Raw genomic sequence first — 17,591 nt, forward strand, 5'->3', positions numbered from 1 at the left:
CTTGTTTAATGGAAATGATTTTGTCGAGAAGTTGAGGGTATCGTTTGCCAAAGCGACGATATTATCCTATTTTTACGCTTCATAAAAATTGATTTACAAGTTGGCAAAAGAAAAGAAAGTGACCCCATTGATGCAACAGTATAATGCGATCAAGATTAAATATCCTGGAGCGTTATTGTTGTTCCGTGTTGGCGATTTTTACGAGACATTTGGTGAGGATGCAATCAAAGCTGCCCAGATTTTGGGCATTGTTTTGACGAAGCGTGGTAATGGCTCGGAATCGGAAACCGCATTGGCTGGTTTTCCTCATCATTCGTTGGAGACCTATCTTCCAAAATTGGTGCGTGCCGGCCAACGGGTGGCGATCTGTGATCAGTTGGAGGATCCTAAGACGACAAAAACAATCGTTAAGCGTGGTGTGACAGAGTTGGTTACCCCTGGCGTTTCCTACAATGACAATATTGTTCAGCAGAAATCGAATAATTATTTAGCGTCAATCTTTATCGAAAAAGAGCGGATCGGTATTTCTTTTCTTGATATTTCAACAGGTGAATTTTTGGTTGCTCAGGGAAGTGTTACCTATATCGATAAATTGCTTCAAGGTTTTAAGCCAACGGAAGTCATTCTTTCCAAAAAACAGAGCAAGGATTTTGTAGAACAGTTTGGGTCGCATTATTATACTTATTTTCTTGACGAATGGCCGTATACGGGAGACTATGCTACAGAAACATTATTGAAGCATTTTGAGGTTTCGTCGATGAAAGGATTTGGTGTTGATCGGATGCCTACGGGGATTGTTGCTGCCGGTGTAGCTTTACATTACTTAAACGAGACCGAGCATCGTAACTTACAACACATTTCTACGCTTTCGCGTATCGAAGAAGATCGTTTTATGTGGTTAGATCGTTTTACGATCCGCAATTTGGAATTAATTGGTTCGTTGAATGAAAATGCTGTCACGCTGTCCGATGTATTGGATCATACATCCAGTCCAATGGGAGCGCGCTTGCTCAAGCGCTGGATTGTGATGCCGTTAAAAGACAAGAAAAGTATTCAGGAACGATTGAATGTGGTGGATTTCTTTGTTGCTGATCGCAATTTAAGGGATGAGTTGATTGGTCAGATCAAGCAGGTGGGGGATCTTGAACGCCTAATTTCCAAGATAGGACTACAAAAAGCGAATCCGCGGGAAATCGTGCAATTAAAACGGGCTTTATATGCGATAGAAAAGTTGAAGGAACTTACAGATCGTAAAGATGCCAACGCGCTACAGACCATATCGGAGCAATTGGATGCTTGTACAGTTATCCGAGAAAGAATAGAGCTGCAGGTTCAGGCCGAGCCCCCAGTGGCAATCAATAAGGGTAGCGTAATTGCTGATGGCGTTGATCCGGAATTGGATCGATTGCGTAAAATTGCCTTTGGCGGTAAGGATTATTTGCTTGAGATTCAAAAAAGGGAAGCAGAACTCACTGGAATTCCATCCTTGAAAATTGCATTCAATAATGTCTTTGGTTATTACCTGGAGGTTACCAATACCCATAGGGATAAGGTTCCTACGACGTGGATACGTAAACAGACGCTGGTGAATGCTGAACGTTACATTACGGAGGAACTGAAAGAATATGAAGAACAGATTTTAGGTGCTGAGGAGAAGATCCAAGCACTGGAGAATAGATTATATGCAGAGCTATTGCTTTCCATTGCTGAATATATCAAACCTATTCAGCTCGATGCACAGCTGATCGCTAAGCTGGATGTGCTGCTTAACTTTGCGGTTGTAGCAGAGAAAAATTATTATGTAAAGCCTGAAATCAGCGAGAGCAAGATCTTGGATATTAAAGGCGGAAGACACCCTGTCATTGAAAGAAACCTGCCAATAGGCGAGGACTATATTACCAATGATACCTTCTTGGATCCAAAGACACAACAGATTATTATTATTACGGGGCCTAATATGGCCGGTAAATCGGCGTTACTCCGTCAGACTGGATTGATCGTGTTGATGGCGCAAATTGGTTGTTTCGTACCGGCAAAAGAAGCAAAGATCGGTCTGGTTGACAAAATTTTCACCCGTGTGGGTGCTTCAGATAATCTTTCTTCTGGAGAATCTACGTTTATGGTAGAGATGAATGAGACGGCGAGCATCATGAATAATTTATCAGACCGTAGTCTCATTCTTTTAGATGAAATCGGTCGTGGTACCAGTACCTATGACGGTATTTCTATTGCTTGGGCTATTGCTGAGTTTTTACACAATCATCCCGCAGCCAAAGCAAAAACATTGTTTGCAACGCATTACCATGAATTAAATGAGCTGACAACTTCATTGGATCGTATTAAAAATTATAATGTGACGGTGAAGGAAGTCAATAACAAAGTTATTTTCTTGCGGAAGCTCGTTCCAGGAGGCTCAGAACATAGTTTTGGTATTCATGTGGCAAAGCTCGCGGGGATGCCACAAAAGTTGCTGAATCGTGCCAACCAGATCTTGAAAAGATTGGAGCAGGAGCGAACTGGTGGGGAGCAGATTAAGGATAGTATGCGTAAGATTCAGAAACAGGCCTACCAATTGCAAATGTTTTCCATTGATGATCCTGTCTTGAATAAGATCAGGGATATGCTGAATAATCTGGATGTTAATTCGCTTACTCCAGTTGAGGCATTAATGAAGCTGGATGAGATACAACGCCTGCTAAAGAATTAAATCTTCTTTTGGACTTGTACACCTGATCTCAAGTGGGACTTGTTTTCTTCGATTTGAACACGCCAGATCATGTTTTTTAAAACAGAACATCATCTGGCGTATTTTTTTCTGAAAGTGCCTGATCTTATTGGTCAGAGAGAACCTTGAGCTCGCTTTCATTGTTGTTGATGTCTGCGAAGTCATGAAAGTTTTTGAAGGGCTATTGCTTAAAACCTGAAAAATAGTTCCAAGCTTCCGTAATTCGCCTGTATTGGGTTCAATACCTTACTGCTGGCATCATAAGGCGCGTAATGATAGCCGAGTTCGAAACCAATGTACTTTTGGTTTTTCATGCGAAATAGGGATGCGAGACCAAGTCCTAAGTGCACATTATTGATGGTTACCATACGATCGGTGTATCCACCATCATAATAATAACCATCCGGATCATAATAACCAGAGGAATAAGCGCTTTCTGTAATGCCGGTATCTGTAATATCTATGCCAAGGATACCTTTTGGAATCAGTATAAATTTGTCGTTGTCAAAAACTTTGTAACCTACAGCACCGCCCATAAATGCGGTCGCTGAAGAATTGACCGAAACATTGGAGCCATCGTAATTGTAATCAATATTGCGGTCGTTTGAGTTGATGCGCACCTTGAAGCCACCTTCAAAAATAAATTTTCTTTCTAGCGAGCTCATCAGCATAAATCCAAAGCTTACGTTGGTTCCGAAAATTTTGTTGGCTCCACCAAGTGGGGTGACTACACCGATTGAAGGAACATAGCCAAGTTTGGCTTTTTGTCTATCTCTGTACACTTTGGGTGCTGGAAATGGCTGTTGATTATCTTGTTCATTAGATCGTCCGTCTTGTACAGCACTGGAAACGTCAGTATCTGAAAAAAGCTGTAAAATATCTTTTTCCTGATCCGTTAACGTGTAACTGTCAGAAACAAGGAGTGCTTGTGCCCTTACTTTGATGAGGCCATCCAGTGGATGCCGCAATGGGTAAAAATTGTATTTTTCCTTATGCTGTTCGTATTGCGTTGAGAAATCGTCCTGGTCTGCCGCATCCAGTCTTTGTAGAAAGCTTTTATCAAATTGACTGTTCCAATAGAGGTCAATCGCTGCAGTACTATTTTTCTTTTCAATGATTTACATAAGAATGCGTAACCGTTGTACAAATTCATTGATACCACAGCTTGCCTGTATACTATTAAGTAAAGGGTCAATTTTGTCAAAGTCATTGTTGTTTAAGGCTTGCGTCAAAAGGGGAAGTGTCTCAACGGTATATCGTTCACAATTTTCCTGCCCATGCAATAGTTTTGTTGGGATGACACAGCTCATAATCAATATCATAAGAGCAAGCTGACGGATATTCATGGCTTATATAGATTTGTTGCTGACTAAATTAGCAAATAAATCGCAGGTTACATGGGTTTGTTTGTGCCAAAGGTCCTAAAAGTTTTATCTTTGGCGTATGGCGTCGATATTTCGGTTTAAACAATTTGAGGTTGATCAGTCTGACTGTGCGATGAAGATCAATACAGATGGTGTTTTGTTGGCTTCATTGTCGGAGATAGAACCTGTAGAACGTGTCTTAGATGTGGGCACAGGCACTGGAGTCATTGCCTTGATGTTGGCTCAGCGTCTTGGGAATAGCCAGATAGAAGCTGTTGAAGTCGACGCTTTGGCTGCGTTGATGGCGGATAAAAATTTTCGCAATTCCATTTTCCGTGAACGCCTAACGCTACATGCTAGTTCCTTTCAGCAACTGGATACAACAGGAAATTATGATTTGATTGTATCAAATCCACCTTTTTATACGGATTCGTTGCATAATCCGGATGAACGGAGGAAACTGGCTAGACATACGGATCTGGATTTTTTCTTTGAACTGTTGGATTTCGCCTCTATACGCTTATCGAATCGGGGGAAATTAATCCTTATCCTTCCAGCGGCATTAGCGGATACCTTAGTCAGTATTTCTACAGAAAGAGGTTTACATTGTTCTACTGAAGTTCGGATAAGTTCCTTTGAAGGAGAATCGGTGCTACGTAAGATCGTAACCTTTGAACGGAGGCCTGTTGAGTCGGTTGCAGTACGTGAGTTTGTTATTTATGCTGCTAAAGGTATTTATTCAGAAGCATATCGCACGGCCCTGGCACCTTATTTTTTAGCTTTTTAAATGATGACAAAGATCGGATTACTCTCAGATACACATTCTTTTTTAGATGAAGCGGTATTTACTCATTTTGCAGCCTGCGACGAGATTTGGCATGTAGGCGATTTTGGTGATGTGGATGTTGCAGATCGGTTGGCGGCTTTTAAACCGCTGCGCGGAGTTTATGGTAATATTGATGGTCAAGAAATTCGTTTACAATTTCCAGAAGATTTGAGGTTTAAATGTGAGGAAGTGGACGTCTTTATGACACATATTGGTGGTTATCCCGGGAAATATGCCCCACGTATTAAAGGGGAATTGATGAAAAATCCGCCGAAATTATTTATTACTGGACATTCCCATATTCTAAAGGTTATCTTCGATCCTAAGATTCAATGCCTTCACCTCAATCCAGGTGCAGCGGGTAAGCACGGCTGGCATAAAGTGAGGACATTGATGCGGTTTGATATCAATAAAGATAAAATTGAAAATCTTGAGGTTATAGAACTGAACGAGCGTTAGATGGGGTTTTCTTTAATCTTTTTTGAGCTTTGAAAGCTGGATGATATATGGTATGATGGCAAAGCGATCGTGGATACATTTGGTTCTCATGTAATGGGTCCAGAAATTTGCGCTACTTCTGTATAGTCGAATGGATTTCGTTACTGAAATGGATCCCATGAACACTGCGAATATGATGTAATGGTTACGTTTCGGGAGTTTTATAAGAGTTTTCTCAATGCTATAGTGAATCACGAACTTCAAGAAGAAAGTTCTTCAAACGCTCCAATGAATCTACAACACGTTGATTTTCTTTTGCCTCAGATTTGTTGTCACGCAGGTAATCACGTGCCCCCTGTAGTGTATAACCTTTATCTTTAACCAAATTGAAGATGATCTTTAAATTGGCAATATCTTCTTGCGTAAATAAGCGATTACCCTTTTTATTTTTCTTAGGCTGTAGAATATCAAATTCACGCTCATAAAAACGTATTTGGGATGCATTTACATCAAACATTTCTGTAACTTCTCCCATTGTATAATACAATTTATTTATTTCACGCTCTTTGTACGGCATATCTTCACAATTAATCTATAGCAAACTTAATAAAAATTCCTATTCAAAAAGAAATTTTTGCGATCTCTTATCTGATCAAGGACTGAACGATAGGGATATAGTACAATTCATAAGACGCCAATAATAATTGTGTATAAAGGTAAATTTTTCTAAGTTTGAGTCGTTTGAAAACGGTCTGGACTTCTTATATGATTATAGTTAGCAAATTTTGGACAAATTTCTTCTCTTTTGGAAAAGCTAATGCAATTACTATTTATCCTTTTATCTTTCTGAAAAGTACTTTTTTTAAACAGAAGGACGACTTGATTCGGCATGAGCGTATACATTTGCGACAAGCGCTTGAATTAGGTATTCTCTTTTTCTATGTTTGGTATCTTCTTGAATTTGCCGTTCATTTTATTCAATTTCGGGATTTTGATAAAGCGTACCGGCGTATTTCGTTTGAGCGGGAAGCGTATGACAAGGAGGTGGAACCGGATTATCTGTCCAAAAGAAAAATATGGGCTTTTTGGCGATATCTTTAAAAAGACGGTTGATTTATCCGTTCTATATATCCGACAAGAGGTCGCAGGCACAACAGTTATGGGGCGAAAAAAGAAAGCGGTACCAAGAATATTCTTGGCACCGCTTTCTTTTATATCCTGACAATGATTATCCCACTAATTTAAGGTAGGTAGCCACTTGGTTTTTTAACTGTCTACGGTCGACAATGAAATCCAAAAATCCATGCTCGAGCACGAATTCCGAAGTCTGGAATCCTTTAGGAAGATCCTTTTTAATTGTTTCTTTAATGACACGGGGTCCGGCAAATCCGATTAACGCACCAGGTTCTGCGATATTTATATCACCCAACATCGCGTAAGATGCTGTAACTCCCCCTGTAGTAGGGTCGGTCAATAAACAAACGTAAGGAAGTTCTGCTTTTGCCAATAACGCTAATTTAGCCGAAGTTTTAGCCATTTGCATCAATGAAAATGCGGCTTCCATCATCCGTGCACCACCTGATTTGGATATTAACATAAATGGAATTTTATGCTCAATACAGTAATCTATCGAACGCGCGATTTTTTCGCCCACGACAGATCCCATTGATCCGCCGATGAAACTAAAGTCCATACAAGCGATCACGATATCTTGACCATTCATCTTTCCATGGCCAGAACGTAAAGCATCTTTAAGACCTGTTTTGGCTTGACTTTCCTTTAAACGTTCAGGGTATGGCTTTGAATCGAAGAATTCTAATGGATCACCAGAATTTAGATTAGGAAATAGTTCTGTGAATTCGTTATTATCAAATAAAATTGAAAAATATTCTTTGGAGCCAATTCTTAAGTGGTGGCCACAATATTGACAAACATAGTCGTTTTCTACTTGTTCAAGATGCAACAATGGTTTTTTACATGTAGGACATTTGTTCCACATACCATCAGGTGCCTCTTTTTTATTAGCGGTAGCTGTGCTAATACCAGCTTTTTCTCTTTTAAACCAACTCATACGATAGTTCTTATTCGATTACAAACTTATATAAATTTGCTTTTATATACAATTATAATTGTGTTGAATGTACATGCCAAGCGATTAAAACGCCTTGTGTAACAGGGCTTCTATAAATAGGGAAATTGGGGGTAACAATTGGGATATATAAGATATTTGGTTGATTTTTAGGTTAGAATTGAATTTCAGACCAGCGGATTAGTCAAAAAAATGGGCATAAAAAAAGGGTAAGCTACTCCTATCGCACCGCTCAACCAAATACCCTTGCTTTGTTCCCAACCTGGGGGAGTCAATGGGAGCTGGTCGTAGAAGACTTACCCGCCACAAAAGTAGAAAAAAAAACAGTTTTAGGAAAGAAAAAACACCTTTTTATCTTATTCGGTTGATTATCATGGCAATAAATTGCATTTGATATCTTTTCATAGCACCAATTTATGGCGGAGTAGATTTGGTATTTGTGTAAAACAGCTAAAAATGGCGTGAAAAAAGCGCTTGACGAAGTCCATTTGCCGTAAATGTTCTTTTCAAAATGTCGGAAAGTTGCATTATCTGACGTATAGGAGATCGACTTTGAATAAGCATAATCGGCTAATTTTGCCTATTCAAAGTCGATCTCATTTTTGGGACTACATTTTTTCTTGATCGTATTCGCCCAATAGGGAATAATAGCCAAATAAACCGAGTCCAATGGAGATTATGGGGGTCAAGATGCACAGGATAATGATTCCAAAAACGAGATCTTCCTGATGTCCCGTTGATATCTTTGGCAGGGCCAGTTCAAAAATGGAAAAATAAGCAGTAAACAATGCTAAAACGATCCAAAGTATGCCGAGGAATTTTTTGAGATTATTCATGGGGTGCTGAAGTTGATTTGTTGTTGATATAAATACTGCCTATGATAAAACATACAATGGCAATGATAATAGGGTACCATAAACCTGCAAGATAGAATTGCGGGGTATTGGAAGCTTCGGCATTTGTCGTTAAATATGTCGATACAGCCGGAAGGAGTCCGCCGAATATTCCATTGCCAACATGATAGGGTAAGGACATGGATGTGTAGCGGATTTTTACGGGGAACAGTTCAACAAGGAATGCTGCAATGGGTCCGTACACCATCGTAATATAAATCACTTGTATAAAGATCAGCAGGACGAGCAGCATATAGTTTTTGCCTGCAATATGGACTGTGGTTTTGGTTGTTTGCTGCCCTTTCAGTTTACCGGATTGATGAATCATGCTGGCTCGAGTAACTTCCGTTTGGTCCTCATATTGTGTCTTGATGATGGAATTGGTTTCTGTTGTTTGTGATCCATGAGGGTTCTCCGTTGTTTCGTTCACCTTGACTTTCTGTTCGGTATTGGAAAGTTGGTACATGGATTCGTAAATCGGACGATAAGTCAATACGGCAAGTAACATCCCACCGAGCATGATCCATTTTCGCCCAATTTTGTCACTAAGCCACCCAAATACGACAAAAAATGGCGTTCCCAAGAGTAAGGCGATACCGAGGATGGTATCGGCCTGGTCAGATTGTAGGTGCATGACCGTTTTCATGAAACTCATCGAGTAAAACTGTCCGGTGTACCAAACAACGCCCTGCCCCATGGCTGCACCAAAGAGCGCGAGCAGCACAAATTTGAGGTTGTAGCGGTTGCCAAAACTTTCTTTTAGCGGATTTGTACTTGTTTTCCCTTCCGCTTTGGCCTTGCTAAATTCGGGTGATTCCTTCATCTTCTTACGAATAAGATAGGAAACGTATACCATGACTAAAGAGAGGAGGAAAGGAAGCCGCCATCCCCAGGAATCAAATTGTGATTCGCTGAGAAAGCCTTTGGTAAGGAGGATGACGACCAGAGATATGAAAAGGCCAAAAGTAGCTGTTGTTTGTATCCAGGATGTCCAATAGCCCCGCTGGCCCAATGGAGCATGTTCGGCGACGTAAGTTGCCGCACCGCCATATTCTCCGCCTAGGGCAAGACCTTGCAAGAGACGAAGGATCAACACGAGCAGCGGTGCCCAAAAACCGATACTTTCATAACTGGGGATGCAACCGATGAGAAATGTTGCGCCGCCCATGAGCATTAAAGTTACCATAAACGTATATTTTCGACCGATAATATCGCCTAGTCGGCCAAAAAATAGAGCGCCAAATGGCCGGACGACAAATCCTGCAGCAAATGTGGCTAGGGTGGAAAGAAAAGCAGCAGTTGGATTTTCTGCCGGAAAGAATTTGGTGGAAATTACAATGGATAGGCTGCCAAAAATGAAAAAATCATACCATTCAATAAGCGTTCCCATGGAGGAGGCTCCGATGACTTTCCAGATGCTTTTTGTATTGTTTTCGTTCATTAATTTTTGGTTTTTGGTTGGATATAAATGTACATTTTAATTGCGCTCCAAACGGCATTTCGGCGCTGTTGCATGATCGGAAAAGAGCTAATTCTTTTGAATTTCGGTCTGTCCGACTATTTTATAGCGTTTTCCGGGTAGGCTGTGAATGAGTGACTGCATTTCAAGTTCCAATAGGATTAAGGCCAATTTACTTTGTGGCCATTTTGTGAGGTCAATCATATGGTCTATTTCTAATTGTCCCTTTTGCTGAATGAGCGTAAAAAGGAGTTGTTGATCTTTTGTCAATGTCAAAGGAAGGCTAAGCTGTTGACCAACAGCTTTTGTACTGATTTCCCAATTCATGAGGTATTCCAGATCCTGAAGACCTCTAATCATATGCGCACGGTTGGTTTTGATGAGGTAATTGGTGCCTTCAGAACTTTTTTCGTAAACGGCTCCTGGAAAGGCACATACATCGCGATTGTAGCTGTTGGCTATTTCGGCGGTAATCAAAGCACCTCCTTTAATTGCAGCTTCTACAACAATGGTGACATCCGCCATACCGGCTATGATGCGATTGCGCATAGGGAAGTTACTGCGTTCAGGTAATGTGTTGGATGTAAATTCTGTCAATAAACCTCCTTGATCTAGCATTTTTGTGGCAAGTTCACGATGGGATGCCGGGTAAATGCGATCGAGACCATGCCCTAATACAGCAACGGTGGGAATATTATTTTTTAGTGCGTTGCGATGTGCTAAAGCATCAATACCATAAGCAAGACCACTAACGATTAAGGTGTCTTTGGTACCGTTCATAGCCTCTAGCAGATCTTCGCATATTTTCTGTCCATAGTAGGTTGCATGTCTAGTACCGACGATACTTATAATTTTTGTGCTGTTGAGTGGCTGATTCCCTTTATAATAGACAACAAGCGGAGCGTCTTCACATTGTCGTAGCCTATTTGGATAATTTTGGTCTTCCAGCCATAACGCTTGTATCTGATGTTTTTCGATAAAAGCAAGTTCTTTTTCACAGGCAGACATATAGCTTTTATTGTGTATGGCTTCTGCGATCGATTCCCGTATCCCAAGAATTTGCATCAAATCTTTTTTTGAGTAAGCAAATAAGTCTGCCAACTCGTGACCTTGGTCAATGATGTTACGCGCTGTCCTAGGGCCAATGCCCTTGATTTTCGTCAAAGCTATGGGATAAATTAGTTTCATAATTGGGTTTATTTAAATATAGGAAAATTATAAGTAGCTGTCATACTTTTTGTTAGAATTGCTTAGGCATATTATGTTTTTAAAGCAATGACAAAGTTCTTAGTCGGAGGCGATCGCGTGCCTGCTCGAAAATCCGCGGATCGCCATGGCATGAATGCGCTTTTCCTAAGCTTATTTGAGATATCAAGGAATGAAATATTGGTCGATTATGGAAAGAAGAAGAGGAATTGGTAACTTTGAGCGATTAATGATAATTTAACTATGGAAATAAAAGAACCTTTTGATATCGAATTGGGGGATGTAGTTTATTCTGTTTTCCCTGAGGAAGAAGATACGTATGTTATTTTTAAGGATGGTGTGGAATACGTAAAGATTATTAAAGACAATGATACAAACTGGCTGAAACTGAACCCAGAAACGGAGCTTCCTATGTTCGGTATGGATGAAGAGATCAATCTGATTGGCCTAGAAATTAAAAAAGAATTAGGTCTTTAGTTCTCTAAGTTAAAGATAGTTAAATACTTTTAATTTTATTTATAGTTGGTTATTTTAGTTTGTCAATTATAAATATGGTTCGTATTGGGTTTCTATCTTTATTATTTTTCTGTGTCTATTTCTCATTTAATAGGCAGGGGCTTTTTGCCTATCCAACGGAATTTTATCATCAGGATACCATTGCGAAAAAAGGCAGTCAAAAAGATACTTTACGTTTGGATACTGTTTCGATCAAGCGTAAATCAGCAGCGGATAAATGGGAAGAAAAAAAGGAGGAGTATAAGTCGATCTTTTTCTGGGGTGATACGAAAAATATGGTGACCTTGCCTCACCAGGGAGGAATTGCGGTCAATCTGAACAAGCTTTACAATAAATTCAGTCGAAAGGGACGAAATTCGCGGAAGCTTCAACGTCAGTTTGAAAAAGAATACCAACAGGATCTGATTCGCGAGGAATGGTATCCGCTGACTCAGGAATACAGTAAGTTGTCGGGAGATTCTCTGCGCAAATTTAGAATATACTATGAGCCTTCCTTAAAGTGGCTTCGTGAGAATGATCGGTATGAGAAGATTGCTTATATCCATCTGTGTTTAACGAACTACCTGGATTCTGTAGACATTATCCATAGGCGACTTCAATTTCCTATGGGTAATGCCAAACTTTAACTACATAGGTACGTATACCAGGTATTTTGTATCAAAGAAGTCTTCTTTAAAGTAACTGGAAAGCGGGTGTAATTCTGCTTTGAGCTTAGATTCTTTGATCTCTTCGGTGAGATCTCCGCCTTTCAAGTAAAGAATTCCATTAGGAATACCGTTTTTATCTTTTTTTGCGAATTTATTCTGTATCCAAGGCGTAAATTCTCCAAGTCTTGTCACAGCTCGTGATATCACAAAATCGTACTTGTCGTCGAGTTGTTCTGCGCGGATATGATCTGCTTCAACATTTTGGAGACCCAGTCCTGCAGCAACTTCGCGTACGACTTTTATTTTTTTGCCGATAGAATCGACCAAATGGAATTTGACTTCAGGAAACATAATGGCCATTGGGATACCTGGAAAGCCCCCGCCGGTTCCCACGTCCAAAATTTGTGTTCCTGGCGTGAGCTCTTGAACAAATTTAGCGATACCTAGCGAGTGTAACACATGGTGCAGGTAGAGGCTATCTATGTCCTTACGTGAAATGACATTGATTTGGCTATTCCAAAATGTATAGAGGTCGGCAAGTTTTGCAAACTGTTCTTTTTGAATATCCGTTAATTTTGGAAAATACTTATAGATGATATCAACTGTTGGATTCAAAGCTTAATGTTTTAAAAGTGAATTATTTCCAGCTTATTTTTTTCTTTTTTCTGCTGAACATGCCATTGATGCAAATATAGAAATAGTAGATGAAGTCTACCAAAGGTAGCCACCAAATGAGTTCCTTTACTTCTAGTTTTTTATAGATGTTGGCAAATATTATCCATTGTGCAATCAGCCTTAGGAGGTAGGCTGTAACAGGAACATACCAGTACATTGGAAAGGCAATTGCTGTTGCGATAAGGGCGACATAAAAAAGGACGGCTGATACCAGCTGCGTGCCCAGCATGCGCTGATGTCGCTTTTTGTAAATGGTAGAGGCTCCTGAGTGTCTTGCTTTTTGCTTGTAATAGCTCCTCCAGGTCGCTTTGGGTTCCGAATAGACAATGGATTCGGCTGCCAGTGCAATGTTAACGTTGGTCGGATTTGCATTTTGGTTGACAAAAAGATCATCATCGCCAGACTTAATATGCATATGGGCTGCAAAACCTTTGTTACGAAAGAAAAGGTCTTTTTTGTAAGCCATATTGCGTCCTACTCCCATATAGGCATCTCCCTTTAGTGCATAGGCAAAGTAACTCATGGCCGTATGGCTGGTTTCAAATCGAATCAATAGATTTAGCAAGCTTTTTTGCTTAAAATAAGGAGAATAGCCAAGTACAATTTCTGTTTCTGGTCTGAAGGCAGCTGCAATTTCTTTGAGCCATTGATCGGATTGTGGTGCACAATCTGCGTCAGTAAACACCAGTGTCTGGTGCTTTGACGCTTTGATACCCATACTAACGGCAAACTTTTTACCATGTTTCAAGCGAATATGCTCTTTGATATCCACAATCTTTAAATGGGGGTATTTTGCTTCGAACTCATGCAATATCCAGGGCGTATTGTCAGTCGAAAAGTCATTGACCACAATGACTTCAAAATTGGGATAGTCTTGATTCAGTACACTCGGGAGGAATTCCCGAATATTATCCTGTTCATTGTGTGCACAAATAATAACGGACAGCGGTGGGAATTCAGTTCCTTCTTGTACAGTTTCAATTTGATAACCACTCAATTTGCTATATACAAATAAGATGTAGTACAATTGTATCAAGAGGAAAAGACCCAATACTCCGAAAGCAATATATGGAAGATTGGCCAAAAATACGTGAAGGTCAAGCATAGCTCACAAAGATAAGTGCTTTCCGCAACTTTTTTATAGGGGAAAAATGATAATTTATTTTTGAAACATCCTGTTTGCAAATCTTTTTATAGTATTTTTGCAACGTATTCTAGGGATGAATCCGAGCTTGGGTGAAAATTAGAAAAGCTATAACGACTTTTTAAGTTACAACTGACTGAAAATGAGTTTTTATTTTTTTTGCTCCAAATGCCGATATCGCCATGTCCATGGCAAATCATCCTTTAAAATAGAAATAGTCTCAGAGGAAAAATATTAATGAAATTTACGCTACAAGCACAAGATAAATTGTCAAAAGCACGTGCAGGTGTTGTCGAAACTGCACACGGTCCCATTCAAACACCTATTTTTATGCCTGTTGGTACGGCAGGTACAGTGAAAGCAATTCATCAACATGAATTGAAGAACGATATTGAAGCGCAGATTATTCTGGGTAATACGTACCATCTCTATTTACGTCCAGGATTGAATGTGTTGAATAAGGCGGGCGGGCTGCATAAATTTAATGGTTGGGATCGACCTATTTTAACGGATTCCGGTGGTTATCAGGTGTATTCGTTGACCGAAGTACGTAAAATCAAAGAAGAAGGGGTTACCTTTCGTTCCCATATTGATGGATCAAAACATCTATTTACACCAGAGAATGTCATGGATACACAACGTATTATCGGTGCGGATATCATTATGGCATTTGACGAGTGTACGCCTTATCCATGTGATTATGGGTATGCACGTCGTTCTTTGGATATGACCCATCGTTGGCTGAAACGCTGTGTGGATCGTTTTGATAGTACAGATCCGCTTTATGGATATGACCAGACTTTGTTTCCAATCGTTCAAGGATCTGTTTACAAAGATTTAAGAATAAAATCTGCGGAGACTATCGCTTCGTTTAACCGCGAAGGAAATGCGATTGGTGGATTGTCGGTAGGCGAACCGGCGGAAGAAATGTATGCGATGACCGAAGTTGTCTGTGATATCTTACCACATGACAAGCCACGTTATCTCATGGGGGTAGGTACACCGGTAAATATCCTTGAAAATATTGCTTTAGGGGTGGATATGTTCGATTGCGTTATGCCAACCCGTAATGCTAGAAATGGTATGCTTTTCACGCAAAATGGTATTATCAATATCAAAAATGAAAAGTGGAAAGATGATTTTTCACCAATAGAAGCGGAGAGTGATCTGCAGGCAGATCAATTTTATTCGAAAGCTTATCTAAGACATTTGATTAAATCGCAGGAAATTCTTGGAGCACAAATTGCTTCTTTACATAATTTACATTTTTACCTTTGGTTGGTGAATCAGGCTAGGGAGCGAATCATTGATGGAACTTTCTACGATTGGAAAAACAAAATGGTGAAAATATTGGATCAACGTTTGTAAAACTAAATAGCTCAAGTTAAAAAAATGCTGTCGTTAATCGATCGTTACATCATCAAAAAGTATCTAAGTACTTTTTTATTCACTATGGCAATATTTACTGTTGTCATGGTGGTTTTTGACGTGTCCGAACGATTGGATGATTTTTTAAAATATCATGCTCCCCTCGATAAGATTATTTTTGAGTATTATGCAGGGTTTATTCCCTTTTACCTAAATTTTCTTTGTCCGCTGATCAACTTTATTGCGGTTATTTTCTTTACCTCAAAGATGGCAGACCAAACTGAAATTGTCCCGATTCTAAGTGCTGGGTATAGCTTTAACCGTTTGCTTCGTCCCTACATGATCGCTGCAACCCTAATCTTTGCCATTTCTTTGGTATTTAACATCTTTATTATTCCGAAGACCAATAAGATGAAGGTTGATTTTGAAAATATCTATGTAAAGCCACCTAAGGATAACTCGAGGGTTTCTACCCATATGCAACTGGACAAAAACAGCTATGTTTATATAGACAACTTTGATAATTCTACCAAAACAGGCTACGGATTTGTACTTGAAATTTTCAAAGGGGATACCCTTAAGGAGAAAATGATGGCTGATCGTATTACGTGGGACTCGGTGGCGACAAAATGGAAGATCGAAGGGTATACCAATCGTATTATCAATGGACTACATGAACGCATGGACAAAGGAGCTGTTAAAGACACAACCTTGGATATGAAACCTTCTGATTTTGAGGTACGTGATAATATGTTTACCGCCATGGATACACGCGAATTAAATATTCGTATCCATAAGGAGGAGATCAGGGGAACCGGAGTCATGAACGATTTATTACTGGAGAAATACAAGCGTTACGTATATCCATTTTCAGCTTTTGTATTGACCTTGATGGGTGTGGCACTGTCGTCCAAGAAAGTGCGTGGGGGGATAGGATTGAGTCTTGGTATTGGTATCGCGCTAAGTTTTACGTATATCGTATTTATACAGTTTGCGACTATGTTTTCTTTGAAAGGGGGACTGCCACCGTTGATAGCCGTATTAATTCCGAATGTTACCTTCTTTTTGGTAGCACTATACCTGGCGATAAAAGCGCCAAAGTAATTTTTTGTTAGTTTTCAATAACTTCAGTGAGCCTGCCTTATAAAGGGAAATAATAGGTATTGCTCATCATTTCTATACAAATGTATTCTAGAGAATATGACTAAAATTCAATTAAATCGGAATATTCTAATTCTGCATTTAACAATACTTATTTGGGGATTTACCGGAATCTTGGGTAGCTTGATTTCCGTATCTGCCCTTCATTTAGTGTGGTATCGTGTTGCAATAGCGTCTATCGCGCTGTTGATCTATTTCTTGGTAACCAAACAGTCTATTGTAGTTTCGAGGAAACAATTTCTCCAGTTTTTTATGGTGGGGGCCGTTGTTGGGCTGCATTGGGTATTATTTTTTTATTCAATTAAAGTATCTACCGTATCGGTGACATTGGTCACGCTATCCTCGGTGACTTTATTTACGGCAATATTGGAGCCTATTGTGAATAAAAAGCGTATTGCGCTGTTGGATATTGTTGTTGGTTTGGTCATTATCATCGGTATTTATACAATCTTTTCTTTTGAAACACATTACCTCGTTGGTCTATTGGCGGGGCTCGGCTGTGCGTTTTGCGCGAGTATATTTTCTATCGCCAATGCGCGCATGGTTAAAAAATCGAGCCCGACCTTGATTACGTTCTATGAGATGATGGGGGCATGCTTCTGGATCAGCATATTGATGTTGTTTACAGGAGATTTCAATGCTGAAATGAAATTGGGACAGCAAGATTTAATTTATCTGCTGTTGTTAGGTGTGGTTTGTACGGCGGTGGCCTATGTTATGGGGGTTGCTGTCATGAAGGAATTATCTGCTTTTACTGTTGCGCTGACAACAAATCTGGAACCTGTTTATGGTATTTTGTTGGCGATGTTGATATTTGGACAAAAGGAGACCATGAGCGGCGGGTTTTATCTTGGCGCTTGTATCGTTTTGGGAGCAGTGTTCACTTACCCTTATGTAAAAACTAAATTAGAGCATAGGCAAAAGGAGCTGGTTGTCCGTAAATTGCATTAATTGAAATCGGGGCTATCCAATCTTTTTGGATAGCCCCGATTTCATGTGGTTTTATACCAGTCCCCCTAAAGCATCATTTCATAGAGCTAATTTTCAAAGGGTTTGATTTGTTTTTTTGAACACCTTCTG

General features: G+C 39.8%; 19 protein-coding genes and 1 other RNA gene. 10 read left to right on the forward strand and 10 right to left on the reverse strand.

Annotated features, from left to right (window positions below; translation table 11 throughout):
* Positions 1-100 precede the first annotated feature (100 nt).
* Positions 101-2,707 (forward strand): DNA mismatch repair protein MutS, encoded by a 2,607-nt coding sequence (mutS, locus tag B3600_RS05115; protein WP_286752314.1) that lies wholly within the window; start codon positions 101-103, stop codon positions 2,705-2,707.
* Positions 2,708-2,913: 206 nt separating this feature from the next.
* On the opposite strand, the gene B3600_RS05120 is transcribed toward mutS, so the two are convergent.
* Positions 2,914-3,693 carry a hypothetical protein gene (locus B3600_RS05120; RefSeq protein ID WP_286752315.1) on the reverse strand — a complete coding sequence of 260 codons (780 nt, stop codon included), beginning with the start codon at positions 3,691-3,693 and terminating at the stop codon, positions 2,914-2,916.
* A 150-nt stretch (positions 3,694-3,843) separates the two neighbouring features.
* On the reverse strand, positions 3,844-4,071 hold the full coding sequence (locus B3600_RS05125; protein WP_286752316.1) for a hypothetical protein: 228 nt from the start codon (positions 4,069-4,071) through the stop codon (positions 3,844-3,846).
* Positions 4,072-4,168: 97 nt separating this feature from the next.
* On the opposite strand from B3600_RS05125, the gene B3600_RS05130 reads away from it, so the two are divergent.
* Positions 4,169-4,876: a tRNA1(Val) (adenine(37)-N6)-methyltransferase gene (locus B3600_RS05130; RefSeq protein ID WP_112373809.1), complete on the forward strand. Its 708-nt coding sequence runs from the start codon at positions 4,169-4,171 to the stop codon at positions 4,874-4,876.
* A gap of 3 nt (positions 4,877-4,879) precedes the next feature.
* Positions 4,880-5,374 carry a metallophosphoesterase family protein gene (locus B3600_RS05135; RefSeq protein WP_286752379.1) on the forward strand — a complete coding sequence of 165 codons (495 nt, stop codon included), beginning with the start codon at positions 4,880-4,882 and terminating at the stop codon, positions 5,372-5,374.
* 220 nt (positions 5,375-5,594) lie between these two features.
* On the opposite strand, the gene B3600_RS05140 is transcribed toward B3600_RS05135, so the two are convergent.
* Positions 5,595-5,930 carry a MerR family transcriptional regulator gene (locus B3600_RS05140; RefSeq protein ID WP_046674120.1) on the reverse strand — a complete coding sequence of 112 codons (336 nt, stop codon included), beginning with the start codon at positions 5,928-5,930 and terminating at the stop codon, positions 5,595-5,597.
* Positions 5,931-6,118: 188 nt separating this feature from the next.
* Here B3600_RS05140 and B3600_RS05145 point away from each other — a divergent pair, with 188 nt between their 5' ends.
* Positions 6,119-6,454: a hypothetical protein gene (locus B3600_RS05145; RefSeq protein WP_286752317.1), complete on the forward strand. Its 336-nt coding sequence runs from the start codon at positions 6,119-6,121 to the stop codon at positions 6,452-6,454.
* 127 nt (positions 6,455-6,581) lie between these two features.
* Here B3600_RS05145 and accD read toward each other — a convergent pair whose 3' ends face one another.
* From accD to dprA, 5 genes are all read right to left on the reverse strand, one after another.
* Positions 6,582-7,424, reverse strand: coding sequence for an acetyl-CoA carboxylase, carboxyltransferase subunit beta (gene accD, locus B3600_RS05150; protein WP_070560696.1), 843 nt, complete (start codon positions 7,422-7,424; stop codon positions 6,582-6,584).
* A gap of 222 nt (positions 7,425-7,646) precedes the next feature.
* Positions 7,647-7,744, reverse strand: an RNA gene (gene ffs / locus B3600_RS05155) — signal recognition particle sRNA small type.
* Positions 7,745-8,050: 306 nt separating this feature from the next.
* Positions 8,051-8,278, reverse strand: coding sequence for a DUF6814 family protein (locus B3600_RS05160; RefSeq protein WP_070560694.1), 228 nt, complete (start codon positions 8,276-8,278; stop codon positions 8,051-8,053).
* Positions 8,271-9,776: an MFS transporter gene (locus B3600_RS05165; RefSeq protein WP_286752318.1), complete on the reverse strand. Its 1,506-nt coding sequence runs from the start codon at positions 9,774-9,776 to the stop codon at positions 8,271-8,273. The genes B3600_RS05160 and B3600_RS05165 overlap by 8 nt, the downstream gene beginning before the upstream one ends.
* An 87-nt stretch (positions 9,777-9,863) precedes the next feature.
* Positions 9,864-10,982: a DNA-processing protein DprA gene (dprA, locus tag B3600_RS05170; protein WP_286752319.1), complete on the reverse strand. Its 1,119-nt coding sequence runs from the start codon at positions 10,980-10,982 to the stop codon at positions 9,864-9,866.
* Positions 10,983-11,069: 87 nt separating this feature from the next.
* Between dprA and B3600_RS05175 the strand changes: the two genes are divergently transcribed.
* From B3600_RS05175 to B3600_RS05185, 3 genes are all read left to right on the forward strand, one after another.
* On the forward strand, positions 11,070-11,216 hold the full coding sequence (locus tag B3600_RS05175) for a hypothetical protein (protein WP_286752320.1): 147 nt from the start codon (positions 11,070-11,072) through the stop codon (positions 11,214-11,216).
* 27 nt (positions 11,217-11,243) lie between these two features.
* Positions 11,244-11,477 carry a hypothetical protein gene (locus B3600_RS05180; RefSeq protein WP_112373805.1) on the forward strand — a complete coding sequence of 78 codons (234 nt, stop codon included), beginning with the start codon at positions 11,244-11,246 and terminating at the stop codon, positions 11,475-11,477.
* Positions 11,478-11,551: 74 nt separating this feature from the next.
* Complete coding sequence (locus B3600_RS05185) at positions 11,552-12,142, forward strand: hypothetical protein (RefSeq protein WP_070560685.1); 591 nt, start codon at positions 11,552-11,554, stop codon at positions 12,140-12,142.
* Here B3600_RS05185 and rsmG read toward each other — a convergent pair whose 3' ends face one another.
* Complete coding sequence (gene rsmG, locus B3600_RS05190) at positions 12,143-12,778, reverse strand: 16S rRNA (guanine(527)-N(7))-methyltransferase RsmG (RefSeq protein WP_112373803.1); 636 nt, start codon at positions 12,776-12,778, stop codon at positions 12,143-12,145.
* A 22-nt stretch (positions 12,779-12,800) separates the two neighbouring features.
* Positions 12,801-13,943, reverse strand: a complete 1,143-nt coding sequence (locus B3600_RS05195; protein ID WP_115047238.1) for a glycosyltransferase — start codon at positions 13,941-13,943, stop codon at positions 12,801-12,803.
* 276 nt (positions 13,944-14,219) lie between these two features.
* Between B3600_RS05195 and tgt the strand changes: the two genes are divergently transcribed.
* The 3 genes from tgt to B3600_RS05210 all read left to right on the forward strand — a co-directional run bounded on the left by tgt (position 14,220) and on the right by B3600_RS05210 (position 17,462).
* Positions 14,220-15,350, forward strand: a complete 1,131-nt coding sequence (tgt, locus tag B3600_RS05200; protein ID WP_070560679.1) for a tRNA guanosine(34) transglycosylase Tgt — start codon at positions 14,220-14,222, stop codon at positions 15,348-15,350.
* Between the two features lie 27 nt (positions 15,351-15,377).
* The gene (locus B3600_RS05205) at positions 15,378-16,454 is read left to right on the forward strand and encodes an LptF/LptG family permease (protein ID WP_046674188.1); all 1,077 of its coding nucleotides are present in this window, start codon (positions 15,378-15,380) and stop codon (positions 16,452-16,454) included.
* 96 nt (positions 16,455-16,550) lie between these two features.
* Positions 16,551-17,462 carry a DMT family transporter gene (locus B3600_RS05210; protein WP_286752321.1) on the forward strand — a complete coding sequence of 304 codons (912 nt, stop codon included), beginning with the start codon at positions 16,551-16,553 and terminating at the stop codon, positions 17,460-17,462.
* Positions 17,463-17,591: the final 129 nt, after the last annotated feature.

The sequence above is a fragment of the Sphingobacterium sp. UBA2480 genome (genome assembly GCF_002341965.1).
Classification (GTDB): Bacteria; Bacteroidota; Bacteroidia; order Sphingobacteriales; family Sphingobacteriaceae; genus Sphingobacterium; species Sphingobacterium multivorum.